Below are 20,067 nucleotides of genomic sequence, written 5' to 3' on the forward strand. Positions count from 1 at the left end.
ATGAAAAGAATATTAGTCACAGGTGCTAGTAAAGGAATCGGTAAGGCTATAGCACTGAAACTTGCGGCTGAAAATAGGCATATAACTATACACTACAACACTGACAAAGTTGGTGCTGAAAACGTTCGTGATAGTATTCTTGATAAGGGTTTTCAAGCGGATATTATAAGTTTTGACATTTCTGATAATCAGCAAACAGAACAAGCTATAGGCAAATATATTGAAAACTATGGTGCATTTTATGGGGTGGTTAATAATGCAGGTCTTTGTAGGGATACTGCATTTCCAGCTATGACAAAAGATGATTGGTCAAGAGTCATAGATACTAATCTTGATGGTTTTTATAATGTTTTAAAGCCTTGTGTTATGCCAATGATACAGCTTAGAAAAGGTGGCAGGATTATTACTATGGCTTCTGTATCTGGTATCGTGGGTAATAGAGGACAGGTCAACTACAGTGCTGCAAAAGCTGGTATTATTGGAGCTACAAAAGCCTTAGCTGTAGAGTTAGCAAAAAGAAAAATTACAGTAAATTGTATAGCACCTGGTTTGATAGATACAGAAATGACTGATGATATTGAACATTATGATGAGATTATCAAGCATATACCAATGAAAAGGGCGGGTAGTGTAGATGAGGTAGCAAGCTTAGCAGAGTATCTGATGTCGGATGCTGCGGCTTATATAACAAGACAGGTAATTTCTATTAATGGAGGGCTTGCTTAATGCATAGGGTTGTTGTTACTGGTATGTCGGGAGTGACAGCTCTTGGTAGTGATGCTGATACTATTTTTGAATCACTATTGGCTGGAAAAGTCGCAACTAAGAGAATGCCTTGGGATGATATTCAAGGTCTTAATACTAAACTTGCAGCTCCTGTAATGGATTTTAAGATGCCAAATTATCCACGTAAAAAAATACGTGGTATGGGTTTGGTGTCAAAGTTAGCAACAGTAGCAACCTCGCAGGCATTAGTAGATGCTGATTTACTTGGTAAGACAGATATATTAACTAGTGGTAGAACAGGTGTTGCTTATGGATCATGCTCTGGCAGTCCACAACCATTGTCTGATCTTTTGATGATTCTTACTGACAAAAAAATTGGCAATGTTAATGCAACAACTTATATCAAAGGTATGAGTCATACTTGTGCAGTTAATATAGCTTTATTCTTTGGATTAACTGGTAGATTGATCCCAACATCTAGTGCATGTACCTCAAGTAGTCAAGCTATAGGGTATGCTTATGAAGCTATTAAGTATGGTATGCAGGATGTGATGGTTGCTGGTGGAGCGGAAGAGCTTTGTGTAAGTCAGGTTGCAATATTTGACACATTATTTGCGACAAGCCAGATGAATGATACTCCAAGCCTTGCACCTAAACCTTTTGATAAAGATAGAGATGGTCTGGTTATTGGTGAAGGAAGTGCTACTTTGATATTAGAGTCATTAGAGCATGCTCAACAGCGCGGAGCAAAAATTTATGCAGAGGTTGTGGGCTATGGTACAAATTGTGATGCTGAGCATGTTACACAACCGACAGCTGAAAAAATGCAGATTGCTCTTAAACTTGCTTTAGAAGATGCACAGATAACGCCAGATATGATAGGTTATGTTAATGCTCATGGCACATCAACAGAGGTTGGAGATATAGCTGAGAGTATTGCTACGCGTGAAGTTTTTGGTAGGGATATTAGCATTAGTTCATTAAAGGGCTATTTTGGTCATACATTAGGTGCTAGTGGCTCGCTTGAAGCATGGCTAACTATAGAGATGATGAATAGAGGTGTGTTTATCCCAAATGTGAATTTACAAAATGTCGATCCAAGGTGTGCTAGTTTAGATTATCTTGTAGATAAACAACATATAGAGACTGAGTATGTGATGACTAATAACTTTGCTTTTGGTGGAGTTAATACATCTTTGATTTTTAAAAAATTTTAGAATAAAGATTATACTTTAGTCACAAAATTGATATGATATTTAATACAAATTTAACACAATTCTCTAAAAGTTATAGGAAATATAATATGAAAAAGATATTACTTTCATTGGTTGCTGCAGGCTGTTTTGTTTTACCTTTATCTGTTTATGCTTCAGATGATATTCATGATGTAAGTATCAAGAATGCTATGGAAGTAATGCCCGAGAAAGTCAAAAATAAGCTTGGTGATTTTAAGTTTTATTTTGGTAAAGATTCTAAACCATTTGATTATTCAGCAGAAGGAACAATATATACTAGCAAAAGAACTAATGGAGCATTTAAACATTATGAGAAGTCTTGTAATTGGGCTTTTTATTCAGCGCTAGTTGATCTAAAAGAGCAATCACAAGCTGCAGGTGGTAAAGGGGTTGCAGATATCGAATCTAACTGGAAAAATAATCCTACATCAAGTAAAGATACTTATGTTTGTGGTGATGGTCTCTTAATGTCTGGAGTTGCATTGAAAGGGGTTGTTATCAAATAGTATTTTAACAACACAATCTTGATAAAGCTCTAATCCCTTGTCTAGGATTTTTCACAAAAGGGTTATTTTTATCCCAAGCGTATCCAGCTAAGATTGATATGATCTGTTCTTTTATATTTGGACTGCTATTTTTATGAAATATTATATCCTGCAAGCTGCCTTCATACCAAGCGCTAACAAATTCTCTAAAAGTATTAATACCTATATACAACTCATCAACAAATTCCTTTTGCCAGTCGACTTCAATACATTTTAGATGTCTATCAAGAGCATTTACTGCTAAGGATGCTGATTTAACCGCAATGGTTATACCTGATGAAAATACAGGGTCTAAAAATTCAGCGGCGTTACCAAGTAAAGCAAATCTTTTGCCATAAAGTTTAGAAACATTTGATGAGTAACCTTTGATAGTTTGAACATCAGATTTCAGTGTCGAGGCTGATGTTAAGTTTGCTAAATATGGCATTTGCTTTATAAAGCTATCTAGATTTTGCATATTGGTATTGCTATCAATGAAGCTTTCCGGCTTTGCAACTACGCCGATAGATGATGTTCCGTCAGCGAAAGGTATTAGCCAGTACCAAATATCTCGATGCTCTGGATGAACACTTATAAGAATTTTATTGCGATCGAAACTTTCATCAGTAATATTATCCTCTATATGACAAAAATATGATTGTCGCATTGGAAAGTTAGAAGGTTTTTCAAGATTAAGTAATCTTGGTAGTACTCTCCCAAAACCACTAGCATCAAGTATGAAATCAGCTTCTAATTTATATTGTTCTTGAGTTTCAAGATTTTTGATGGTTAGAATAATATTGTCTATTTCTTCAGCTACATGGATAACTTCAATATTATAAAATATTTTTGTACCTAGTTCTTGAGCTTTATCAGCTAAAGCTTTATCGAAAATCCCTCGTTTAACCTGAAAAGTATTACCATAACCTGCTGTGAATTTTTGATTAAAATCTATAGAAATAGAGTTAATATTATTATTAAAAGCAGCCCCATTTTTATGCTGAAATATCGCTTGTTGTTTGATGACATCAAGCATATCAGCCTCTTCAAAATACTGCATTGATTGAGGTAAGAGGCTTTCACCAATTGAGAATCTTGGGAATATTTGTCTTTCAATGATAATTACATCATAACCTTTTTTGACTAGTATTGCTGCTGCAACTGAGCCAGATGGACCAGCACCAATTATTGCAACAGTAGTTTTTAAATTATTATTAAGCATGCAAGCCTTAAACTTAGATTTACATCTGAATTTTAGCACTATTATAGATTATTAGATACTTTATAATCCATCCTGAAGCTTGTACAACAGCGAAGATGTAAGCAATTAGACAGTATTTTTTATATAAGTTAGAATTGATTAGTTATTCTGGTTTTCTTAGCATTTTTTCTACTTCACCAATATGCGTTTCCTCTTCAATTATAAGTTTTCTAGCATATTCTTCTAGTATTATAGATTTTCCACTAACAAGTTTTAAAAGTTTATAATAAGCTTCTACTGCTCTTTTCTCATGCTCTAAACTTTCAATTAATATATCATTAATATTGTGTTGATATGTCTCGGTTAAGTTTGCAATTTTTAAAGATGGGTGTTCACCAAAGTGTGTTATTAATTCACCTGCTTCAGTAGCATGAGTCAAGCTTTCTTTTGCTTGAGATTGCATCCAACTGACTATAGGGATTCTATTATGTCCTATAATCATTAAAGAATAGTGTGTATAGCGTACAATTCCAGACATTTCTAATTCTAATATATTGTTTAATTGATTTATAACTTCTTGTTTATTATCTAATTTAAGTTCCATTATAGTCTCCCTGTATTATCCATAATTAATTATAACTCTATATTGTGAAGAGTTAAAATTTTCTAGTGGCAAGTAGTCTAGCTATCTTGGCTAGCCACTTTTTTTAAATATTTATTTAATGTATTGTTGACACTCTTATTTTCTTTTAAAACTGTTCTTTGCGTGGTTAAAGCTTTTTTAATAGCATCTTCTGTCATATGCGTATAAAAATAGTCAGGATCTATAATAAATGGTCTTAACTCAAAGCCATATCTTTCTCTTATTTCAGGAAAACTCACACTATAAGCAATTTTTATATAAGTTTCTTTACCATCAGGTACAACTATTGCTCCTATTCTTGCACGTAATTTATAGCTATCTCTGATTAAGCTATACTCTTGCTTTCTATTTATTAGAATTTGTCTAACAGGTGTTGCATAAACATCACCAATATTAAGCTTTATACTAGAAGTTGCAAGTCCTGATTTTTTGATTTCTTCAATTTGCTTTTCTGTTAATGATTTTTTCTCAATCTCTGACTTAATTTCAATCATTTTATGTAAGACATTTTTTCTAAATACTTCAGCTTGCTCATGAGTAAAAGCTAAACAAGTTCCAGTATCATCTTTTTGAAAACAACCATCTCTCTTATTAATTAAAATAAATAAACTTTTAGTTTTATCATAGTATAGTTGGTAATCTGGAGTAGTAGCTCCATGACCTATAAATATGAATTTATCATTTGATATAATCCCACATGATATAGTTGCTATACATAGCAATAATATGTAAGAAAATTTTATTAGTTTATTCATTAAATCCTCCTTTCATATAAAATTAAATATAAACAGACATGTCTAGAGTAATAGTATTCATATGATTACCATCATATAATTTTTGATAGACATATTCTGGCCCAAACAAAACGTTATCATCAAAATATGCTCTTTGTGCTGAAAAAATAAGTTGCTCTTTAATGCCTGATGTTGATAAATCAAAGCTTATAGGAGATGATGCTAGCTGCATCGGAATTTGAGCAGCATTGTATGTTTGTCCATAAGAAACACCGAAGTTGGTATCTTTATCCCCTAATGTTAATGAATAGTTAGCAGCAACATACCAACCTCCAGCAAGTACATTATTACCATTGCCATTAAAGTCTTCTTTATTGGTTGTTGTTGCCCAACCACTACCAAGGTTTAAGAGACCTCCAAACATGTTGTATGTAAAGTTAGCATCTATATTGAAGGAACCAATATTATCTGTTTGATGATCTATTTGATCTAGGAATTGTTCAAAATCTCCGGAATCTGAGCTGGCAGCTAAATTGTATATATATCCAGCATTTAAACCAACTGCTAAGTCTTTAGACCAATTGTCAGCATAGAAAATACCAGTCGAAAAATTAGCACGCCTATCATCAGATCCCGATATTGCAATATTAGCATTCCAAATATCATCTTTATAATTTATGGATATGTTAGTTACTTGACCTGGTTCAAAAAGATTTTGTGTAATACCGTTAGTTAAGGGACCGCCACCTCCATAAGCACCGACAGAAAGATAGCTTTTACCTACAGTCACGAAAAAAGGCGAGGCATCTAAGTTTCCAAAAATAACAAAAGCATTGCCTAGTCCAAAATTTCCAGATTCATCAGTATCAAAATCAAATTGTGCCGTTACATAGTGTCCAATATTTGATAGGAAATATAGGTTTGCTGTAGTTAAATAGATATTTTGTCCAGTTGCAGATAGAATATTACCTTGAATATCTCTGATTCCTTTGCTACCAAAGAAAGTTTGTGCATCAGCTTCAAGAAAGGCTCCAAAAAATATTGAATAATCATCAAATTGCTCTCTTTGACCTAGCAATGTTGAAGCAAATAAGTTGTCTGGGATTTGTCCTATTGGAACACTATTGTTGCCAGAATAAGAACCCAAGAAAGTAAGTTTACCCCCTGTTGTAATAGCTGGAGCTCCACCAACATCAACTCCTCCTTTATCATTAAATATACCTCCGAATGTATTTGTTTTGTTATCAATAATTGAGCCTTCTATGTTGACATTTTCTAGAATATCTACAGCAGTGGTGTTACCACCTAGTTCTGGTTCCTCAACAGAGGAGTTCATGGGAATTTCGGTATTAACTTTTGATGAGTATGTGGTGAATTGAGATTTGTTATTCGCTAAACTTTCAAGCTCTTTTTGTTGCTTTCTCATTTCTTGCATTTGACGACGCATTTCTGCCATTTCTTTTTTCATCTCTTGCATTGCTGTTTTATCATCAATACTGGAATCATTAGTATTTTTTGAAGATTCTTTAGGTATAGCTTGTTCAGATGAATTATCTTTTAATTGTTGTTGACCAATACTAACTATGCCCAAAGGACCATCTTGTGAAAGGATTGCATTGTTGGCATTCGAAAAACCAAATGCAACTGATATTCCAAATATGAGAATTAATATTCTTTTGAAAAGTTCAAACATTTTTATACCAAAAAATGAAGATAATTTAGTATTATATATAATTAATAATGATAATCAATATCATTTAATAAGAGGGAGTTTCTTATCTTGAAGACAGTTATATATTCAAGATTTGATTATTATTTACTTTTTGATGTGAATATTTAACAGTTAAAATATGATTTATTTTCTAACTTGGCAAGTTGAGCAACCAGTTAAATTTGCTACAAACTTGATTCTAGTTGAGAGATATCTCATTATAGCAATTACAATACCTAATCCAATTATGGCAATTGTGCTATATATAATTGATTTGACTGGGGTATTGAATATATTACCAAGTTGATATACAACTACAGCAGAAGTGTAGGCTATAGTTGAACTCCATAGTATAGATAGTATTGCCCAGCCTCGAGTAGATTCTCTAACTGTTGCACCAATCACCGAGATGCATGGTATATATAGCAATACAAATAGTAGATATGAAAATGCAGCTAGCCCAGAGCTAAATTTACTTGTCATATTACCCATAGCAGAGCTACTCATATTAGCATCTGCCTCATTACTTGTGATTGGGTTTAGATCCATGTTGAAAAGGTTATCCCAAGTTGTATAAATAGCATTTTTGAAGTTATCTGTAATGCTATAGCTATCAGGAATACCTTGACTATCATCTTGCGTATAAAGAGTGTTTAACGTACCTACTACAACCTCTTTTGCAAGTACTCCTGTCATTAAGCCAACGGTAGCTTGCCAGTTATCATCACTAACTCCCATAGGTGCAAATATTGGAGTTATTTGTTTACCTGCATAGCTAAGAGCTGATTCGTTTTTAGTAACATTAATACTGTTTAGGCTACCAATAATAATAGCTATTGGGACAATAACTTTACCAGCTTTAAGTAGGAATGATTTTAAGCGATTCCAGCTATAAAGCATAATTGTACTAAAGTGTGGTAAGTGATATTTTGGTATATCTAGTACGAAAGGAGTTGCTTCATTCTTCAGGAATGTGAATTTAATAACATATCCTGTCAGAATTGCAGCGATAATTCCTAGTAAATATAATAAAAATATTACAGATGCTCCATGCTCTGGAAAAAATGCTGTTGCGAACACCGAGAAGATAGCAAGTCTAGCTCCACATGACATAAATGGTGCCATCATAATAGTCATTAGACGATCCTCTCGGGTTTCTAATGTTCTAGATGCCATTATTGAAGCAACATTACACCCAAAACCGACAATCATGGGTACAAAAGCTTTGCCAGATAATCCTATAGATTGCATAAATCTATCGATAACAAATGCAGCTCTTGACATATATCCGGAGTCTTCAAGTAAAGATAGAAATATAAACAAGAATCCTATTTGTGGAATAAAAGCAAGAACAGTATTAATACCTGTACCTAAGCCTTGAGAGAGTATCATGGTCAACTGTTCAGGTAGACCAATAGCATTTGAGTAGTATGCTACACCATCTATAAATATTGATGCTGTAAAGTCATCAAATAAAGGTTGAACAGCAGATCCAAACGTAATTGAGAAAAAGAACATTAGATACATCATCATAAGAAACACGGGTATACCTAAAAAACGATTCATACATACAGAATCTAATATTTGGGTTATATTTCTACGAGATTTTGAAGTTGTATAATTTACAGTTTTTTCAATAATGTCATCAACAATACTATAACGAATTTCAGGTATCTTATGTCCTGAGTTTGTTATTAGCTTGGCATGTTCAGTAAGTAGTGAATTAATATTAATATCCGGAGAGTCATGCTCTAACTGAATAGTTCTACCTTCATAGAGCTCTCCTGCTAACCATAGATTTGCAATATCAGATTGGCGTAGTTGTTGTAATTGATTATCTAATGCTAATATATCTTTGGAGTAGTGAGATCTTAGGTCATAATGTGGAGTTAGTTGTGGTTTTACAAGAGCATTTTTAAGCTCATTTATACCTACACCTTTTGATCCTATCACAGGAAAAACATTTATTCCTAAGAGTTTAGACAAGCCATCAAAGTTGATTACGATGCCATTTTTATTAGCAACATCAACCATATTGATGGCTAAGATCATAGGGACATTTAATTCTAATAGCTGAATAGTCAGATACATACTTCTTTCAAGATTAGATGCATCTAACACATTTATGATAGCATCTGGTTTTTCTTGGATAACATAGTTAAATGCTATTTGCTCATCTATAGAACTATTATCTGATGCGGATAGACTATATATGCCAGGAATATCAACAATCTCAACTTGTTGATCGTCAACTTTAAAATATCCTACTTTTTTATCTACTGTAACACCAGACCAGTTTCCAACTTTTTGGTTAAGTCCTGTAAGGACATTAAATATTGTTGTCTTACCGCAATTTGGATTACCTACTAAGGCATATCTCATGATTTGATCTCCTCTAGATCTAATAAATCTAGCTCTTTTATACGTATTGAAATATCAGCATTTCTAACGCTGACTTGGCATGGGCCACCAAAAATAGCTTTGCGCTTGATCTCAAGGATTTTTCCAGGTAGTAACCCTAAGGATAAAAGCCTGTTTCTGTATGCGACAGGGCAATTATGCAGATACCCTCTAATTAAATATTGTGTTTTAGTCTTGTATTTTGACATTTACTTATTCCATAAATGATAATTATTATCAACAATTGTGTAGATTATAGTTTTTGTGTAAACTTTTTTCAATAAATCTTTTCTTGGTTGTAACTATTAAACATTTTGATAGTATTTTTATTTGTAAGAGTTAGGTATATTTATATGACTTACCTTAAAGAGATCTATCCCACAAATTCACTCTAGAGGAGCTACCTTATCCAGTTAAATTAGGGGTGCAATGTTTTCTATGTAGTAACAAAATAAGCAAATTTTTAGCGAATATTTAAACTTATCTATTTTATAATTAATCGTGATTTGTGAATTGTATTTTTTTAAAAAAATTTGATATTGTATAGGAATTGAGTTTTGTTAAAAATAGTTATTTCAAATATGTGGAAACATTCTCCTCTAAAAACAGTATTGGTGTTGGCTCCGCCGATTCTTGCATGTGAATTAGCTATGGAAGCATATATTCCAGTATTACCTATTATGGGTAAGAGTTTGCATACAACACAGTCGATGGCTCAATTAACAGTCTCTGTATTCCTTATAGTATCCGGAGTTGGTCAGCTAATTTTAGGACCATTGTCTGATCAGGTTGGAAGATATAAAGTAATTCTTATGTCTGCTGTATTATTCTTAGCTGGAACAGTATTTTGTATACTTTCTCCAGGAGTTAAATTTTTAATATTCTCCAGAATAATTCAAGCGACAGGAGCTTGTGGATTAAGTGTTGTAACTTTTGCCATAATTAGAGATTCTTTCTCAGGAAAACAAAGCTCGATGGTATACAATTTAGTAGATGCCATAGTTTCAATGTCTCCAATACTCGGGCCTCCAATTGGTGTTACTCTAGCGCTACTGTTCAATTGGCAGTCTATATTTGTTTTTTTGTTTATTCTTGCTGTAATGTCTCTTTTTATAATTCTATTTTTTGTTCAAGAAAGCTTACCTGTTGAGAGAAGAAAGAAATTCTCTTTTGATATAATTTCTAGATATTGGACAGTATCTAAGTCTCTACAATTTTGGGCGTACTCAATTTCAGCAGTATCAGGAATGTCAGCATTTTTAATATTTTTTACTATGATTCCTTACATCATAGTTTATTTAGAAGATCCTTATACAAAAATCTATATCATGTTTGCGTTTACGGGAATTGCTTACTTGGCAGGTGCTGTGTTTGCTGGGGTGATAGTTAATCATTTAGGTGTTTTCAGAACTACGATAGTTGGTGTGGTATGTATATTGATTGCTGGGATTTTATCATTAGCTTCTTATGTTGGATTTGGCTTGAGTTTGTGGATGTTTTTTGCACCATGTTTTTTTGCTGCTTTTGGCTGTGCTATTGCTGCAGGAGCCGGAGCTAGTGGAGGTATGGAACCATTTTTTGAAATTGCAGGGGTGGCTTCTGCGATGTTTGGAACAATGGAGTTATCATTAAGTGCAATAGTAGTTGGTATTGCTATGTCATTTCCTGCAACATCTGCTTTGCCGATTGCTTTAACTATGATAACTACATCACTATTTGCATTGTTACTATTGCTCATATTAAGAATGGTGAAAAAAGGAAAACTAAGCTGATTAATAAGACCTGTGGCACACCCAGAGGGACTCGAACCCCCGCATCCGCCTCCGGAGGGCGACGCTCTATCCGGTTAAGCTATGGGTGTAATAATTTTAGGATAATAGAAAGCTATCTAAAAGTCATTAATAATTATGCAGTAAATAAATGTTCAATACTTATAAGTTTTAGGTCTAGCAGTAATATATATTCCAGTAACTCCTTCAGAATCTATCCACATTTTTTCAAACTTATTTGGATTTAATATAGTTAAACCATAAGGTGACTTAATATTTGTGTGTTGAGAAGCTGGATCAATTAGAAAGATAAGATCTTTATCTTCTTCTATAGTTTGTCCTAATTTTTGATACCCTACCGCCAAGGCCCAGTGACCTCCCCAATCAAACCAGTTTACTAGGGTAGGAATACCTTTTCTGATGTTTTCTTCTATTTGAGCAATTGTTCCATGTGTTCCTATATCGACAATAAGATCATATCCATTTAATATTTCAGCTAGTTTTGTAGCTCTTGTACCATATATGTTTCCAGTATCAGCATTGTTTGCAAACTTAAGTTCTGTCTGCCTATTTACTTCTAAATCATCTAGTAATCCATAATAATTTAGTAAGCTCATAATGGCTGCAGGACCACAAGTTATTTCTGTAGATTGTTGATAGTCATTGATATCTATTAAAGTGATACTCTGATCAGATCTTAGATTATATATTTCAACAATTTGTTTAATTTTGTTCTGACTAGAGAATTTAACCATACTATTATAAGTGCAAATGTTATTTCAACACTATCGAGAAGTATATTTTATCAAAAATATAATTATACACAAAAGCATATACAAGATAAAAAATAACAAAGCCAATATCAACAATAATAGCCTCTATTAACCCCATATCTAACATATATGCAACAAGCGGAATTGTTACAATCAATAACCCAGCTTCAAAAAGAATAGCATGTAATACCCTTATGATAACGCCTCTTTTTGAACGACACATTCCTGCTTTACGTTCGATTATATCAAATATATAGTTATAAATAAGATTCCAAAGCATTGCTATTATCGACACAATAATAGCAAGTCCAGCGATATGAAACATATCTTTATGTAAAACAAACATAGCAAATGGAGTAAATATTACTATACCAAAAAATTCAAAACCAATGGTATGAATTAATCGAGCAGTGAAGCTCATACTTTTCTTTAACAAAATAAACCAGCTTAGATACAAATAAATTTTTATGAAGCAATTCTAACAAAAAAAATACAAAAAATTCTTGAAAATGACTTTTTTGGCTCAATATGTAGTCTTGCAAGTACTTAGAATATGTGGATTTCTAAGTTGCACAAAATTGAAAACATTTTTTTAAAAAAACAAAATAACAATAATTAACAAAGGAGTAAGATTGTTATGAACATTCGTCCATTACAAGACAGAGTATTAGTACGTCGTGCAGAAGAAGAAGCAAAATCTGCAGGTGGAATTATCTTAACTGGTAGTGCTCAAGAAAAGCCAAGTCAAGGTGAGGTTGTAGCTATTGGGAATGGTAAGAAATTAGACAACGGTTCTACTCAGCCAATGGATGTCAAAGTAGGCGATAAAGTACTATTTGGTAAATATTCAGGCAGTGAAGTGAAAGTAAATGATGAGACTCTTCTGATGATGAGAGAAGATGACATCATGGGTATTATCGGATAATTAAAAAATCTTACAAATTTCAAAGGAGAAATTAAATATGGCTGCAAAACAAGTTTTATTTTCAGATGAAGCTCGTGCAAAAATGCTAGATGGTGTTAATACTTTAGCTAATGCTGTAAAAGTTACTTTAGGTCCTAAAGGTCGTAATGTTGTTTTAGATAAAGCTTATGGTGCACCAACAATTACTAAAGATGGTGTATCTGTTGCTAAAGAGATCGAACTAGAAGATAAGTTTGAAAATATGGGTGCTCAAATAGTTAAAGAAGTAGCTTCCAAAACTGCAGACGTAGCAGGTGATGGTACTACTACAGCTACCGTACTTGCTCAAGCGCTACTTACGGAAGGTCTAAAAGCTGTTGCAGCGGGTATGAACCCTATGGATCTAAAAAGAGGTATCGATAAAGCTGCTGCTAAATTAGTAGAAGAGCTAAAAGTACTTTCTAAACCTTGTTCAGATACTAAATCTATCGAGCAAGTTGGTACAATCTCTGCAAACTCTGACTCTACTGTAGGTAAGCTTATCGCTGAAGCTATGGCAAAAGTTGGTAAAGAAGGTGTGATCACTGTAGAAGAAGGCAAAGGCTTTGAAGATGAGCTTGATGTGGTTGAAGGTATGCAATTTGATAGAGGCTATTTATCTCCATATTTTGCGACAAACCAAGAGAACATGACTACTGATTTGGAAAGCCCATATATCTTACTAGTTGATAAGAAAATCTCTAATATTCGTGAGTTACTTCCTGTATTAGAAGGTGTTTCTAAGTCAGGTAAAGCTCTACTGATCATCGCTGAAGATGTTGAGAGTGAAGCTTTAGCTACTTTAGTTGTCAACAATATGCGTGGTGTAGTGAAAGTATGTGCTGTTAAAGCTCCTGGTTTTGGTGATAGAAGAAAGGCTATGCTAGAAGATATCGCAATCTTAACAGGTGCTACAGTTATATCTGAAGATCTAGGTATGAAGCTAGAAGAAGCTAATATGGAGCACTTAGGTACAGCTAGTAGAGTACAAGTATCTAAAGATGATACTACTATCATTGATGGTGCTGGTAATAAAGAATCTATTGCTAATAGAGTTAATCAATTAAAAGCAAATGTTGCTGAAGCTACTTCTGATTATGATAAAGAGAAGCTACAAGAAAGATTAGCTAAGCTATCTGGTGGTGTTGCTGTAATTAGAGTTGGTGCTGTTACAGAAGCTGAGATGAAAGAGAAAAAAGATCGTGTGGATGATGCTCTTCATGCAACTCGTGCAGCTGTAGAAGAAGGTATCGTTGCTGGTGGTGGTGTTGCTCTTATTAGAGCTCAAAAAGCTCTTGATGGCTTAACTGGTGAAAATGATGACCAAAATCACGGTATCGCCTTACTTAAAAAAGCAATCGAAGCACCATTAAGACAAATCGTATCAAATGCTGGCGGTGAGTCTTCTGTAGTTGTTAACGAAGTAAAAGCTAAAGAAGGTAACTATGGCTATAATGCTGCTAATGATACTTATGGTGATATGGTTGAGATGGGTATCTTAGATCCTACTAAAGTTACTCGTTCAGCTCTACAACATGCTGCATCAATCGCTGGTCTTATGATCACTACAGAAGCTATGGTTGCTGAGATCAAAGAAGATGCTCCAGCTATGCCTATGGGTGGCATGGGTGGTATGCCAGGCATGATGTAATATTAGTCTTAATATCCAAAAGTATCTCTTGTTAGATATATTTTGGATATCATCTAAAGATTATATTTAAATTTTCATATTTCTCTTGTCTAAAAATCAAATTCATCATTAAAAAAATAAGCTTATAGAATATTTATTCTTAATTATGATGTATATAATCATTCTATGAATTATTAACGAGTAATATATTATTATGGGTTCAATCTCAACAGATAATAAAGTTCTTGGGTTAAAAGATGTCACTATAATGGCGGTCACTGCTAACTTTGGTATCCGTTGGATACCTGTTGCTGCAGGTTTAGGAGCATCAGCAATATTTTTTTGGATACTTGGTGCTTTGGTATTTTTCTTACCACTAGTCGTTATAGCTACACAACTATCACGTAAATATCCTGATGAGGGAGGCATGTATGCTTGGACTACTAGAGCTTTGGGTGAAAAGTCAGGCTTTATGGTTGCGTGGCTTTATTGGATTAATACGATATTTTATTATCCAGCAGTTCTAATATTTTTGGCCACAAATTTTGCTTATTTTATTGGTAAGCCTGAATTGGTCGAAAATCATTATTATATCACTGTAGTTGTATTGATAGCTTTTTGGTTGATTACGGTAATTAGCTTTTATGGTCTAAAGGCAAACAAATATCTAGTAGATATCGGAGGTATTTTAGGTTCGTTTATACCTGCTATTGTGATAATCATTTTAGGGGTTGCAGCTTATTTAGCTGTAGGACATAGTGCTACTGATTTTTCTGTGGTTAATATAGTTCCTCATGGTAGCTCGTGGGATAATCTTTCTACTTTGACTATTATCATGTTTGCTATGGCTGGTATTGAGATAATTCCTACTTTTGCCAACTCTGTTAGAGACGCTAAGAAAAATCTCTACAATGGTTTGATTTTATCTGCTTTTATATTACTTGGACTATATATACTGGGTACAGTAGCTCTGAATCTGGTAGCATCACCTGATGATATTGGTAAGGCATCTGGTTTGATGACTGCATTTGAGATTATAGGGCATCAATTTTATTGGGCATGGTTTCCTAAGCTAATGGCATTTTTATTAACATTTGCTGAATTTGCCGCAGTTAGTATTTGGTTATTAGCACCTGTTATTATGTTCTTTAAATGTACTCCTAAAGGGATTTTGCCGGATTGGTTACATAAAACGAACAAACATGACTCTCCAAGAAATGCTTTGATATTTATGGGTGTATTGGTCACATTTATAGTTATATTTACAAACTTGTTGCCGTCAGTTGATGCGATGTATCAAATATTGATTCTTATGGCGACTGTACTTTATTTTATCCCTTACTTATATCTTGTAATCGCTTATATCAAGCTTATGAATCATAGGATAAAATATTTATTTGCAGTATTAGTATTTGCATCGACATCATTAGGTATAATATTTAGCTTTCAACCACCAAGCGAAATGACAAGCTTTTATGATATTGTGCTATATGAATCTGAGTTGATCTTAGGGCCAATGATTTTTATATTAGTAGGTTGGGCATTATATAAATATAGGAGTAATTAAATAAATTATAATTCAATGTTTATTAATTTAAAATAATTAACTATTAAAATTAAGTTTTTTGGTTTATATTTACTCCTCAAATAATAATTTTATGAATTTTCTTATGTTTAAAAATATTTTTTCAGTATCATTGCTTCTATTGGGTACAGCATGTGCTGGTCAAGGATTCTCAGAAGTTAATATTTTTGAGAATGTCGATCAAACTATTAGTAATGATGTTAATGATGGTTTTGGTGGAGCTGTTTTAGCAGTTATAAAAAATGGTGAAGTAATAAAACAAACAGCATATGGCTATAGAAATATGTTTAAGCCTAATTGTACTACGAATATTGATTATAGTATTCCAGTAGGTTGTTATTTGGAGCAATCAAGCAGAATACCAATGACTATTGATACTAAATTCGATTTAGCATCTTTAACAAAAATTTATTCAACGGTCTTTTCTATGATGCATTTAGTATATCAAGAGAAGTTAGATCTTAATAAGCCAGTTGCTGACTATATAGAAGGATATCCTTATAAAGATATTACAGTTAAACAAGTTGCTGAACATACAGCAGGTTTTGGTCCTGAAGTAAATTTTTATAATAAAAATGATGTTATGTATAATGGTAAAACAGTAGAACAAAATGGTTTCTATTCGCAAGATAGAGCAACAACTATAGATTTCATAACAGGTAGAAATGATAGTGGTAATAATCCAAATCATCTTGTTGTACCAAGGGAGTATGATCCTAGTACGAAAAATATATATAGTGATACAGATTTTATACTCTTGGGAACAATTATTGAAAACATTACAAAAATGCCGCTAAATCAATATGTTGAACAAGAAATTTATCAACCATTAGGGATAGATTTAACTTATAATCCTTTAAATAAAGGGATTAGCGTTGAACAAATAGCCCAAACAGCAATAGGTAATTGGTCTGTTGATCAGTATGGTCAGAAATCGCCATATAATAATATGCGTGAAACTCCCATAAGAGGTAACTCTCATGATGAAAAAGTCTTTTATAGTATGGGAGGAGTATCTGGACACGCTGGTTTGTTTGGTAGTGTTGAAGATTTAGAAATTTTAGTTAAAGTTTTATTAAATGATGGTAGCTATGATAATGTAACCTTATTTGATCAAAGAACTATAGATTTATTTATTTCACCTGTAGGAACAGACGATACTTATGGTATAGGCTGGAGACTCGCTGGTGATAATAAAAAAATGACTTGGATGATGGGAGATTATGCAAGTAATAAATCTTATGGTCATACAGGATTTACCGGTATGGTTACAGTCATAGATCCTAAAGAAAATTTAGGAGTTATTTTACTAACAGATAAACTCCAAAGTCAGCAATTAGCTAAAGGTACATTTGCTTCGAGTGAGAAGTATATAACACCAAACTATGGTTCTATAATGACTATGATTCAAGAAGATATTCGGAAAAATACTAATTAATATTTTCTTAAAATTTTATCAAGAGTATTTGTGGGCAATATTTTTTTTAATGTTGCCATTATCCAAGTTGCTTTTGTTATAAAGTATCTAGGTCTTGGTTTTTTTGCTATAAGAATTTTTTCAACAACTTTGGCTACTTCAATTGCTGGTAAGTTAAATGGGATAGGTTTGTGGTTACCAAGCATTATTCTATAGTATTCTTTATTGTGAGGTGAGTTTTCTACTTCAACATTATCGATAGTCTTTAGTGCATTCTCTCTAAATTTACTTGTTACAGGACCAGTATTTAATAGACTAATAAAAATATTGGTATCCCTAAGCTCAAGTCGCATAGTATCAGTCATACCTTCTAGAGCGTACTTACTAGCCACGTATGATCCGCGATACCTCATGCCAATAAGCCCTAATATTGAACTATGTTGTATTATTTTTCCATGACCTTGTTTACGCATAATTTTTATAGCTTTATTAGTTAGATTGTGTACAGCAAATACATTGGTTTCAAACTGCTTTTTGATAAATTGCGTATCGATATCTTCTAATGCGCCAACTTGTCCAAATCCAGCATTATTAAATACAGCATCTAATTTGCCAGCAGTTTTAGCTAAAATAGCCTCTAAAGCCTGATCAACCTGCTGATAATTAGTGACATCTATCAAGTAAGTATCAAAGCCTTCAGCTTTAAGCTTATCTACATCTTCTTGCTTTCTAGCAGAAGCAAAAACTTGATATCCCTTATCTCGAAGATAGATAGCTGTAGCATAACCAATTCCACCATGGGAGCAACCAGTTATTAGAATATTTTTTTTGTTATCCATATTTATAAAATCAAAATCACTTTATTGAGTTAGTTTATTTTAAGTCTATTAAATAGTCAAAATAAGAAAAAATTTAAATATTTAAGCTGCTGTAAAAATATTTAAAAAACTTTGTTTTTATATAATGATATTGTAAATCATTAAAATAAATAATGGTTTACAATTTGTGAAATATAAAACTTAAGGACATAAAATATGTTTAAGAAAATATTTTTAATAGGAGCTTCTCTGTATGCCTCAGCGTATGCAAACGATATTGAGCTAATTGTTAAATATAAAGATAATCAAAATAAAAATGGAGCTGTATTTAGTGCTAATGCTGTAGGTACTAGCCAAGCTCAAAATTATCAAGTCCTTGAAGAGATAGATTCAAGAACAAAAATTGTAAAAGTAAGCGATGGTCAGCCTTTACAGCCAACTACTACTAGTTTAAAGACTCAATCAAGCAGTGCAGCTCAAAGGGTATCAAATAGTGATACTTATGCAGCGGCTAAAAGTTTTATGGATAATAGCCCCAATGTTGAATATGCTATCCCAAAAAATTCAAAAATGTATGCGTATGATTTAAATAATACACAAGCGACTAATACAACTGACTTTCAAAATAACATCATAAGTTGGGGACAACAATGGGATATGCATAGCCCCAAAGAAGTCACTGGTGGAATTGATGCATACGGAGCATGGGACTTGGTTTTAGATAACTCAAAGAGAGTTGATGTTGCAGTAATTGATTCAGGATTAGCTTATGCCGCTCCTGAAGATATATCAAAAAAGATAGATAGAGATTATAAGCATTATTATTTTTTTATGAAAAATAGAGAGCTTAGAATATCTAGTAATATCTATGATAATGGCAGCTTTCATGGCACACATGTAGCAGGAACAGTTGCTGCAAATGGCCCTAAAGTCAAAGGTGTGGCAGGGCCAATAGATAGTATTAAGATTTTGCCTATTAGAGCTCTAGGAGATGATGGTAGTGGTGATACTTATGCTATATTAGAATCTGTCAAATGGGCCGCTGGAGCGCAGGTATATGCAAAAAATAGTAGTGGCCAATATTTAGAGAACAACAAAGCACCCGTTAAAGTTATTAATCTAAGTCTGGGAATGTCTAGGATTGATCCATATACTGGACAGCCTATAGTTAGTCAAGATGAGTGGAGAGATAACTATATGGGTACACTATGCCCAGCATGGAAAGAGGCTATTCAGACTGCACATCAAAGAGGTGTAACAGTAGTTATTGCTGCAGGTAATGATGGTAAAAACTTATTTAATGACATACCATCAGGCTGTAGAGATATAAATGCGATAGTTGTTGAATCTACAGGACCAAAAGGATTATTGGCACCTTACTCTACATACTATGCTCCGGATGGAATTCTAAAATGGAGAGTAAACAGTCTGGTTGTTAGAGCTCCTGGTGGTGATAGTTATAATTATGGCAAAACAGCACAGATTTATTCTACACTAAATAATTATGAGTATGGTTATATGCAGGGTACATCTATGGCTACTCCTCATGTTGCTGGTATTATTGCGTTGTTATATGCTAATTTACAAGAGTCGCAGTTTCCGGAGCATGATATAAGTACAGTAAGAAAGGCTCTAGAAGATTCTAAGGATATTTATAGTCCAAATATTGTTAATGCTAAAAACTCATTGAAGAATTTGGGAAATACTGGCCAAAAACAAGCAGCTTAGAGAATTCTTTCAGAAGAAAAGTATTATTTAAGGTTCTTAAGAGCTTCCTTAAGCTCTAAATCTCTAATGTTAGCATCAAAAATACATTCTGTTTTTTCTAGAATAAATTTCTGAATTTTCTCAGCATCATTAGTAAAATGAGTAATTAATTCTTTTACAGTTTCTTCTGATATGTGATTTTTATGTGCAAATTCCGCAATATTTTCTATAAGTTTTGACATGGTAGTTCC

General features: G+C 33.2%; 19 protein-coding genes and 1 tRNA gene. 9 read left to right on the forward strand and 11 right to left on the reverse strand.

The window, feature by feature from the left end; genetic code table 11:
- The 3 genes from fabG (at position 1) to ACKTR7_RS03665 (ending at position 2,467) form a co-directional block, all read left to right on the forward strand.
- The gene (gene fabG, locus ACKTR7_RS03655; RefSeq protein ID WP_407877062.1) at positions 1–726 is read left to right on the forward strand and encodes a 3-oxoacyl-ACP reductase FabG; all 726 of its coding nucleotides are present in this window, start codon (positions 1–3) and stop codon (positions 724–726) included.
- Positions 726–1,943: a beta-ketoacyl-ACP synthase gene (locus ACKTR7_RS03660; RefSeq protein ID WP_407877063.1), complete on the forward strand. Its 1,218-nt coding sequence runs from the start codon at positions 726–728 to the stop codon at positions 1,941–1,943. Before fabG ends, ACKTR7_RS03660 begins: the two co-directional genes overlap by 1 nt.
- 86 nt (positions 1,944–2,029) lie before the next feature.
- Positions 2,030–2,467, forward strand: a complete 438-nt coding sequence (locus ACKTR7_RS03665; RefSeq protein WP_407877064.1) for an excinuclease — start codon at positions 2,030–2,032, stop codon at positions 2,465–2,467.
- A gap of 4 nt (positions 2,468–2,471) precedes the next feature.
- Here the strand turns inward: ACKTR7_RS03665 and ACKTR7_RS03670 are convergent, their stop codons facing one another.
- The 6 genes from ACKTR7_RS03670 to ACKTR7_RS03695 form a co-directional block, all read right to left on the reverse strand.
- Complete coding sequence (locus ACKTR7_RS03670; RefSeq protein WP_407877065.1) at positions 2,472–3,707, reverse strand: NAD(P)/FAD-dependent oxidoreductase; 1,236 nt, start codon at positions 3,705–3,707, stop codon at positions 2,472–2,474.
- Positions 3,708–3,849: 142 nt separating this feature from the next.
- Entirely contained in the window at positions 3,850–4,290 is a 441-nt protein-coding gene (locus tag ACKTR7_RS03675; RefSeq protein ID WP_407877066.1) for a ferritin-like domain-containing protein, read from the reverse strand.
- Positions 4,291–4,367: 77 nt separating this feature from the next.
- A complete protein-coding gene (locus ACKTR7_RS03680) occupies positions 4,368–5,084 on the reverse strand; it encodes an FTN_0109 family protein (RefSeq protein ID WP_407877067.1) in 717 nt (238 codons plus the stop codon).
- Between the two features lie 22 nt (positions 5,085–5,106).
- Entirely contained in the window at positions 5,107–6,756 is a 1,650-nt protein-coding gene (locus ACKTR7_RS03685; RefSeq protein ID WP_407877068.1) for an LbtU family siderophore porin, read from the reverse strand.
- Between the two features lie 162 nt (positions 6,757–6,918).
- Positions 6,919–9,156 carry a Fe(2+) transporter permease subunit FeoB gene (gene feoB, locus ACKTR7_RS03690; RefSeq protein ID WP_407877069.1) on the reverse strand — a complete coding sequence of 746 codons (2,238 nt, stop codon included), beginning with the start codon at positions 9,154–9,156 and terminating at the stop codon, positions 6,919–6,921.
- Complete coding sequence (locus tag ACKTR7_RS03695; protein WP_004287111.1) at positions 9,153–9,383, reverse strand: FeoA domain-containing protein; 231 nt, start codon at positions 9,381–9,383, stop codon at positions 9,153–9,155. Before ACKTR7_RS03695 ends, feoB begins: the two co-directional genes overlap by 4 nt.
- Positions 9,384–9,755: 372 nt before the next feature.
- On the opposite strand from ACKTR7_RS03695, the gene ACKTR7_RS03700 reads away from it, so the two are divergent.
- A complete protein-coding gene (locus ACKTR7_RS03700) occupies positions 9,756–10,946 on the forward strand; it encodes a multidrug effflux MFS transporter (RefSeq protein WP_407877136.1) in 1,191 nt (396 codons plus the stop codon).
- A 13-nt stretch (positions 10,947–10,959) separates the two neighbouring features.
- On the opposite strand, the gene ACKTR7_RS03705 is transcribed toward ACKTR7_RS03700, so the two are convergent.
- The 3 genes from ACKTR7_RS03705 to ACKTR7_RS03715 form a co-directional block, all read right to left on the reverse strand.
- Positions 10,960–11,035 (reverse strand) — tRNA-Arg (locus ACKTR7_RS03705).
- 63 nt (positions 11,036–11,098) lie between these two features.
- The gene (locus ACKTR7_RS03710) at positions 11,099–11,698 is read right to left on the reverse strand and encodes a C39 family peptidase (protein WP_407877070.1); all 600 of its coding nucleotides are present in this window, start codon (positions 11,696–11,698) and stop codon (positions 11,099–11,101) included.
- Positions 11,699–11,717: 19 nt separating this feature from the next.
- Positions 11,718–12,137, reverse strand: coding sequence for a PACE efflux transporter (locus tag ACKTR7_RS03715; protein WP_407877137.1), 420 nt, complete (start codon positions 12,135–12,137; stop codon positions 11,718–11,720).
- Positions 12,138–12,353: 216 nt separating this feature from the next.
- On the opposite strand from ACKTR7_RS03715, the gene ACKTR7_RS03720 reads away from it, so the two are divergent.
- The 4 genes from ACKTR7_RS03720 (at position 12,354) to ACKTR7_RS03735 (ending at position 17,312) form a co-directional block, all read left to right on the forward strand.
- Positions 12,354–12,641, forward strand: a complete 288-nt coding sequence (locus ACKTR7_RS03720; protein WP_407877071.1) for a co-chaperone GroES — start codon at positions 12,354–12,356, stop codon at positions 12,639–12,641.
- Between the two features lie 37 nt (positions 12,642–12,678).
- Positions 12,679–14,310 carry a chaperonin GroEL gene (gene groL / locus ACKTR7_RS03725; RefSeq protein WP_407877072.1) on the forward strand — a complete coding sequence of 544 codons (1,632 nt, stop codon included), beginning with the start codon at positions 12,679–12,681 and terminating at the stop codon, positions 14,308–14,310.
- 193 nt (positions 14,311–14,503) lie between these two features.
- Positions 14,504–15,856 (forward strand): APC family permease, encoded by a 1,353-nt coding sequence (locus ACKTR7_RS03730; protein WP_407877073.1) that lies wholly within the window; start codon positions 14,504–14,506, stop codon positions 15,854–15,856.
- 103 nt (positions 15,857–15,959) lie between these two features.
- Positions 15,960–17,312, forward strand: a complete 1,353-nt coding sequence (locus ACKTR7_RS03735; RefSeq protein ID WP_407877074.1) for a serine hydrolase — start codon at positions 15,960–15,962, stop codon at positions 17,310–17,312.
- On the opposite strand, the gene ACKTR7_RS03740 is transcribed toward ACKTR7_RS03735, so the two are convergent.
- Positions 17,309–18,130, reverse strand: a complete 822-nt coding sequence (locus tag ACKTR7_RS03740; RefSeq protein WP_407877075.1) for an SDR family NAD(P)-dependent oxidoreductase — start codon at positions 18,128–18,130, stop codon at positions 17,309–17,311. The genes ACKTR7_RS03735 and ACKTR7_RS03740 overlap by 4 nt on opposite strands.
- Positions 18,131–18,325: 195 nt before the next feature.
- Here ACKTR7_RS03740 and ACKTR7_RS03745 point away from each other — a divergent pair, with 195 nt between their 5' ends.
- Entirely contained in the window at positions 18,326–19,837 is a 1,512-nt protein-coding gene (locus ACKTR7_RS03745) for a S8 family serine peptidase (RefSeq protein ID WP_407877076.1), read from the forward strand.
- 23 nt (positions 19,838–19,860) lie between these two features.
- On the opposite strand, the gene ACKTR7_RS03750 is transcribed toward ACKTR7_RS03745, so the two are convergent.
- Complete coding sequence (locus ACKTR7_RS03750) at positions 19,861–20,058, reverse strand: hypothetical protein (RefSeq protein WP_044527160.1); 198 nt, start codon at positions 20,056–20,058, stop codon at positions 19,861–19,863.
- Positions 20,059–20,067 lie beyond the last annotated feature (9 nt).

This window comes from Francisella sciaenopsi (assembly GCF_045862875.1).
Taxonomy (GTDB): Bacteria; Pseudomonadota; Gammaproteobacteria; order Francisellales; family Francisellaceae; genus Francisella; species Francisella sciaenopsi.

Coding starts and splice junctions, on each gene's coding strand:
- fabG (WP_407877062.1), top strand. CDS start 1: ATGAAAAGAATATTAGTCACAGGTGCTAGTAAAGGAATCGGTAAGGCT.
- ACKTR7_RS03660 (WP_407877063.1), top strand. CDS start 726: ATGCATAGGGTTGTTGTTACTGGTATGTCGGGAGTGACAGCTCTTGGT.
- ACKTR7_RS03665 (WP_407877064.1), top strand. CDS start 2,030: ATGAAAAAGATATTACTTTCATTGGTTGCTGCAGGCTGTTTTGTTTTA.
- ACKTR7_RS03670 (WP_407877065.1), bottom strand. CDS start 3,707: ATGCTTAATAATAATTTAAAAACTACTGTTGCAATAATTGGTGCTGGT.
- ACKTR7_RS03675 (WP_407877066.1), bottom strand. CDS start 4,290: ATGGAACTTAAATTAGATAATAAACAAGAAGTTATAAATCAATTAAAC.
- ACKTR7_RS03680 (WP_407877067.1), bottom strand. CDS start 5,084: ATGAATAAACTAATAAAATTTTCTTACATATTATTGCTATGTATAGCA.
- ACKTR7_RS03685 (WP_407877068.1), bottom strand. CDS start 6,756: ATGTTTGAACTTTTCAAAAGAATATTAATTCTCATATTTGGAATATCA.
- feoB (WP_407877069.1), bottom strand. CDS start 9,156: ATGAGATATGCCTTAGTAGGTAATCCAAATTGCGGTAAGACAACAATA.
- ACKTR7_RS03695 (WP_004287111.1), bottom strand. CDS start 9,383: ATGTCAAAATACAAGACTAAAACACAATATTTAATTAGAGGGTATCTG.
- ACKTR7_RS03700 (WP_407877136.1), top strand. CDS start 9,756: ATGTGGAAACATTCTCCTCTAAAAACAGTATTGGTGTTGGCTCCGCCG.
- ACKTR7_RS03710 (WP_407877070.1), bottom strand. CDS start 11,698: ATGGTTAAATTCTCTAGTCAGAACAAAATTAAACAAATTGTTGAAATA.
- ACKTR7_RS03715 (WP_407877137.1), bottom strand. CDS start 12,137: ATGAGCTTCACTGCTCGATTAATTCATACCATTGGTTTTGAATTTTTT.
- ACKTR7_RS03720 (WP_407877071.1), top strand. CDS start 12,354: ATGAACATTCGTCCATTACAAGACAGAGTATTAGTACGTCGTGCAGAA.
- groL (WP_407877072.1), top strand. CDS start 12,679: ATGGCTGCAAAACAAGTTTTATTTTCAGATGAAGCTCGTGCAAAAATG.
- ACKTR7_RS03730 (WP_407877073.1), top strand. CDS start 14,504: ATGGGTTCAATCTCAACAGATAATAAAGTTCTTGGGTTAAAAGATGTC.
- ACKTR7_RS03735 (WP_407877074.1), top strand. CDS start 15,960: ATGTTTAAAAATATTTTTTCAGTATCATTGCTTCTATTGGGTACAGCA.
- ACKTR7_RS03740 (WP_407877075.1), bottom strand. CDS start 18,130: ATGGATAACAAAAAAAATATTCTAATAACTGGTTGCTCCCATGGTGGA.
- ACKTR7_RS03745 (WP_407877076.1), top strand. CDS start 18,326: ATGTTTAAGAAAATATTTTTAATAGGAGCTTCTCTGTATGCCTCAGCG.
- ACKTR7_RS03750 (WP_044527160.1), bottom strand. CDS start 20,058: ATGTCAAAACTTATAGAAAATATTGCGGAATTTGCACATAAAAATCAC.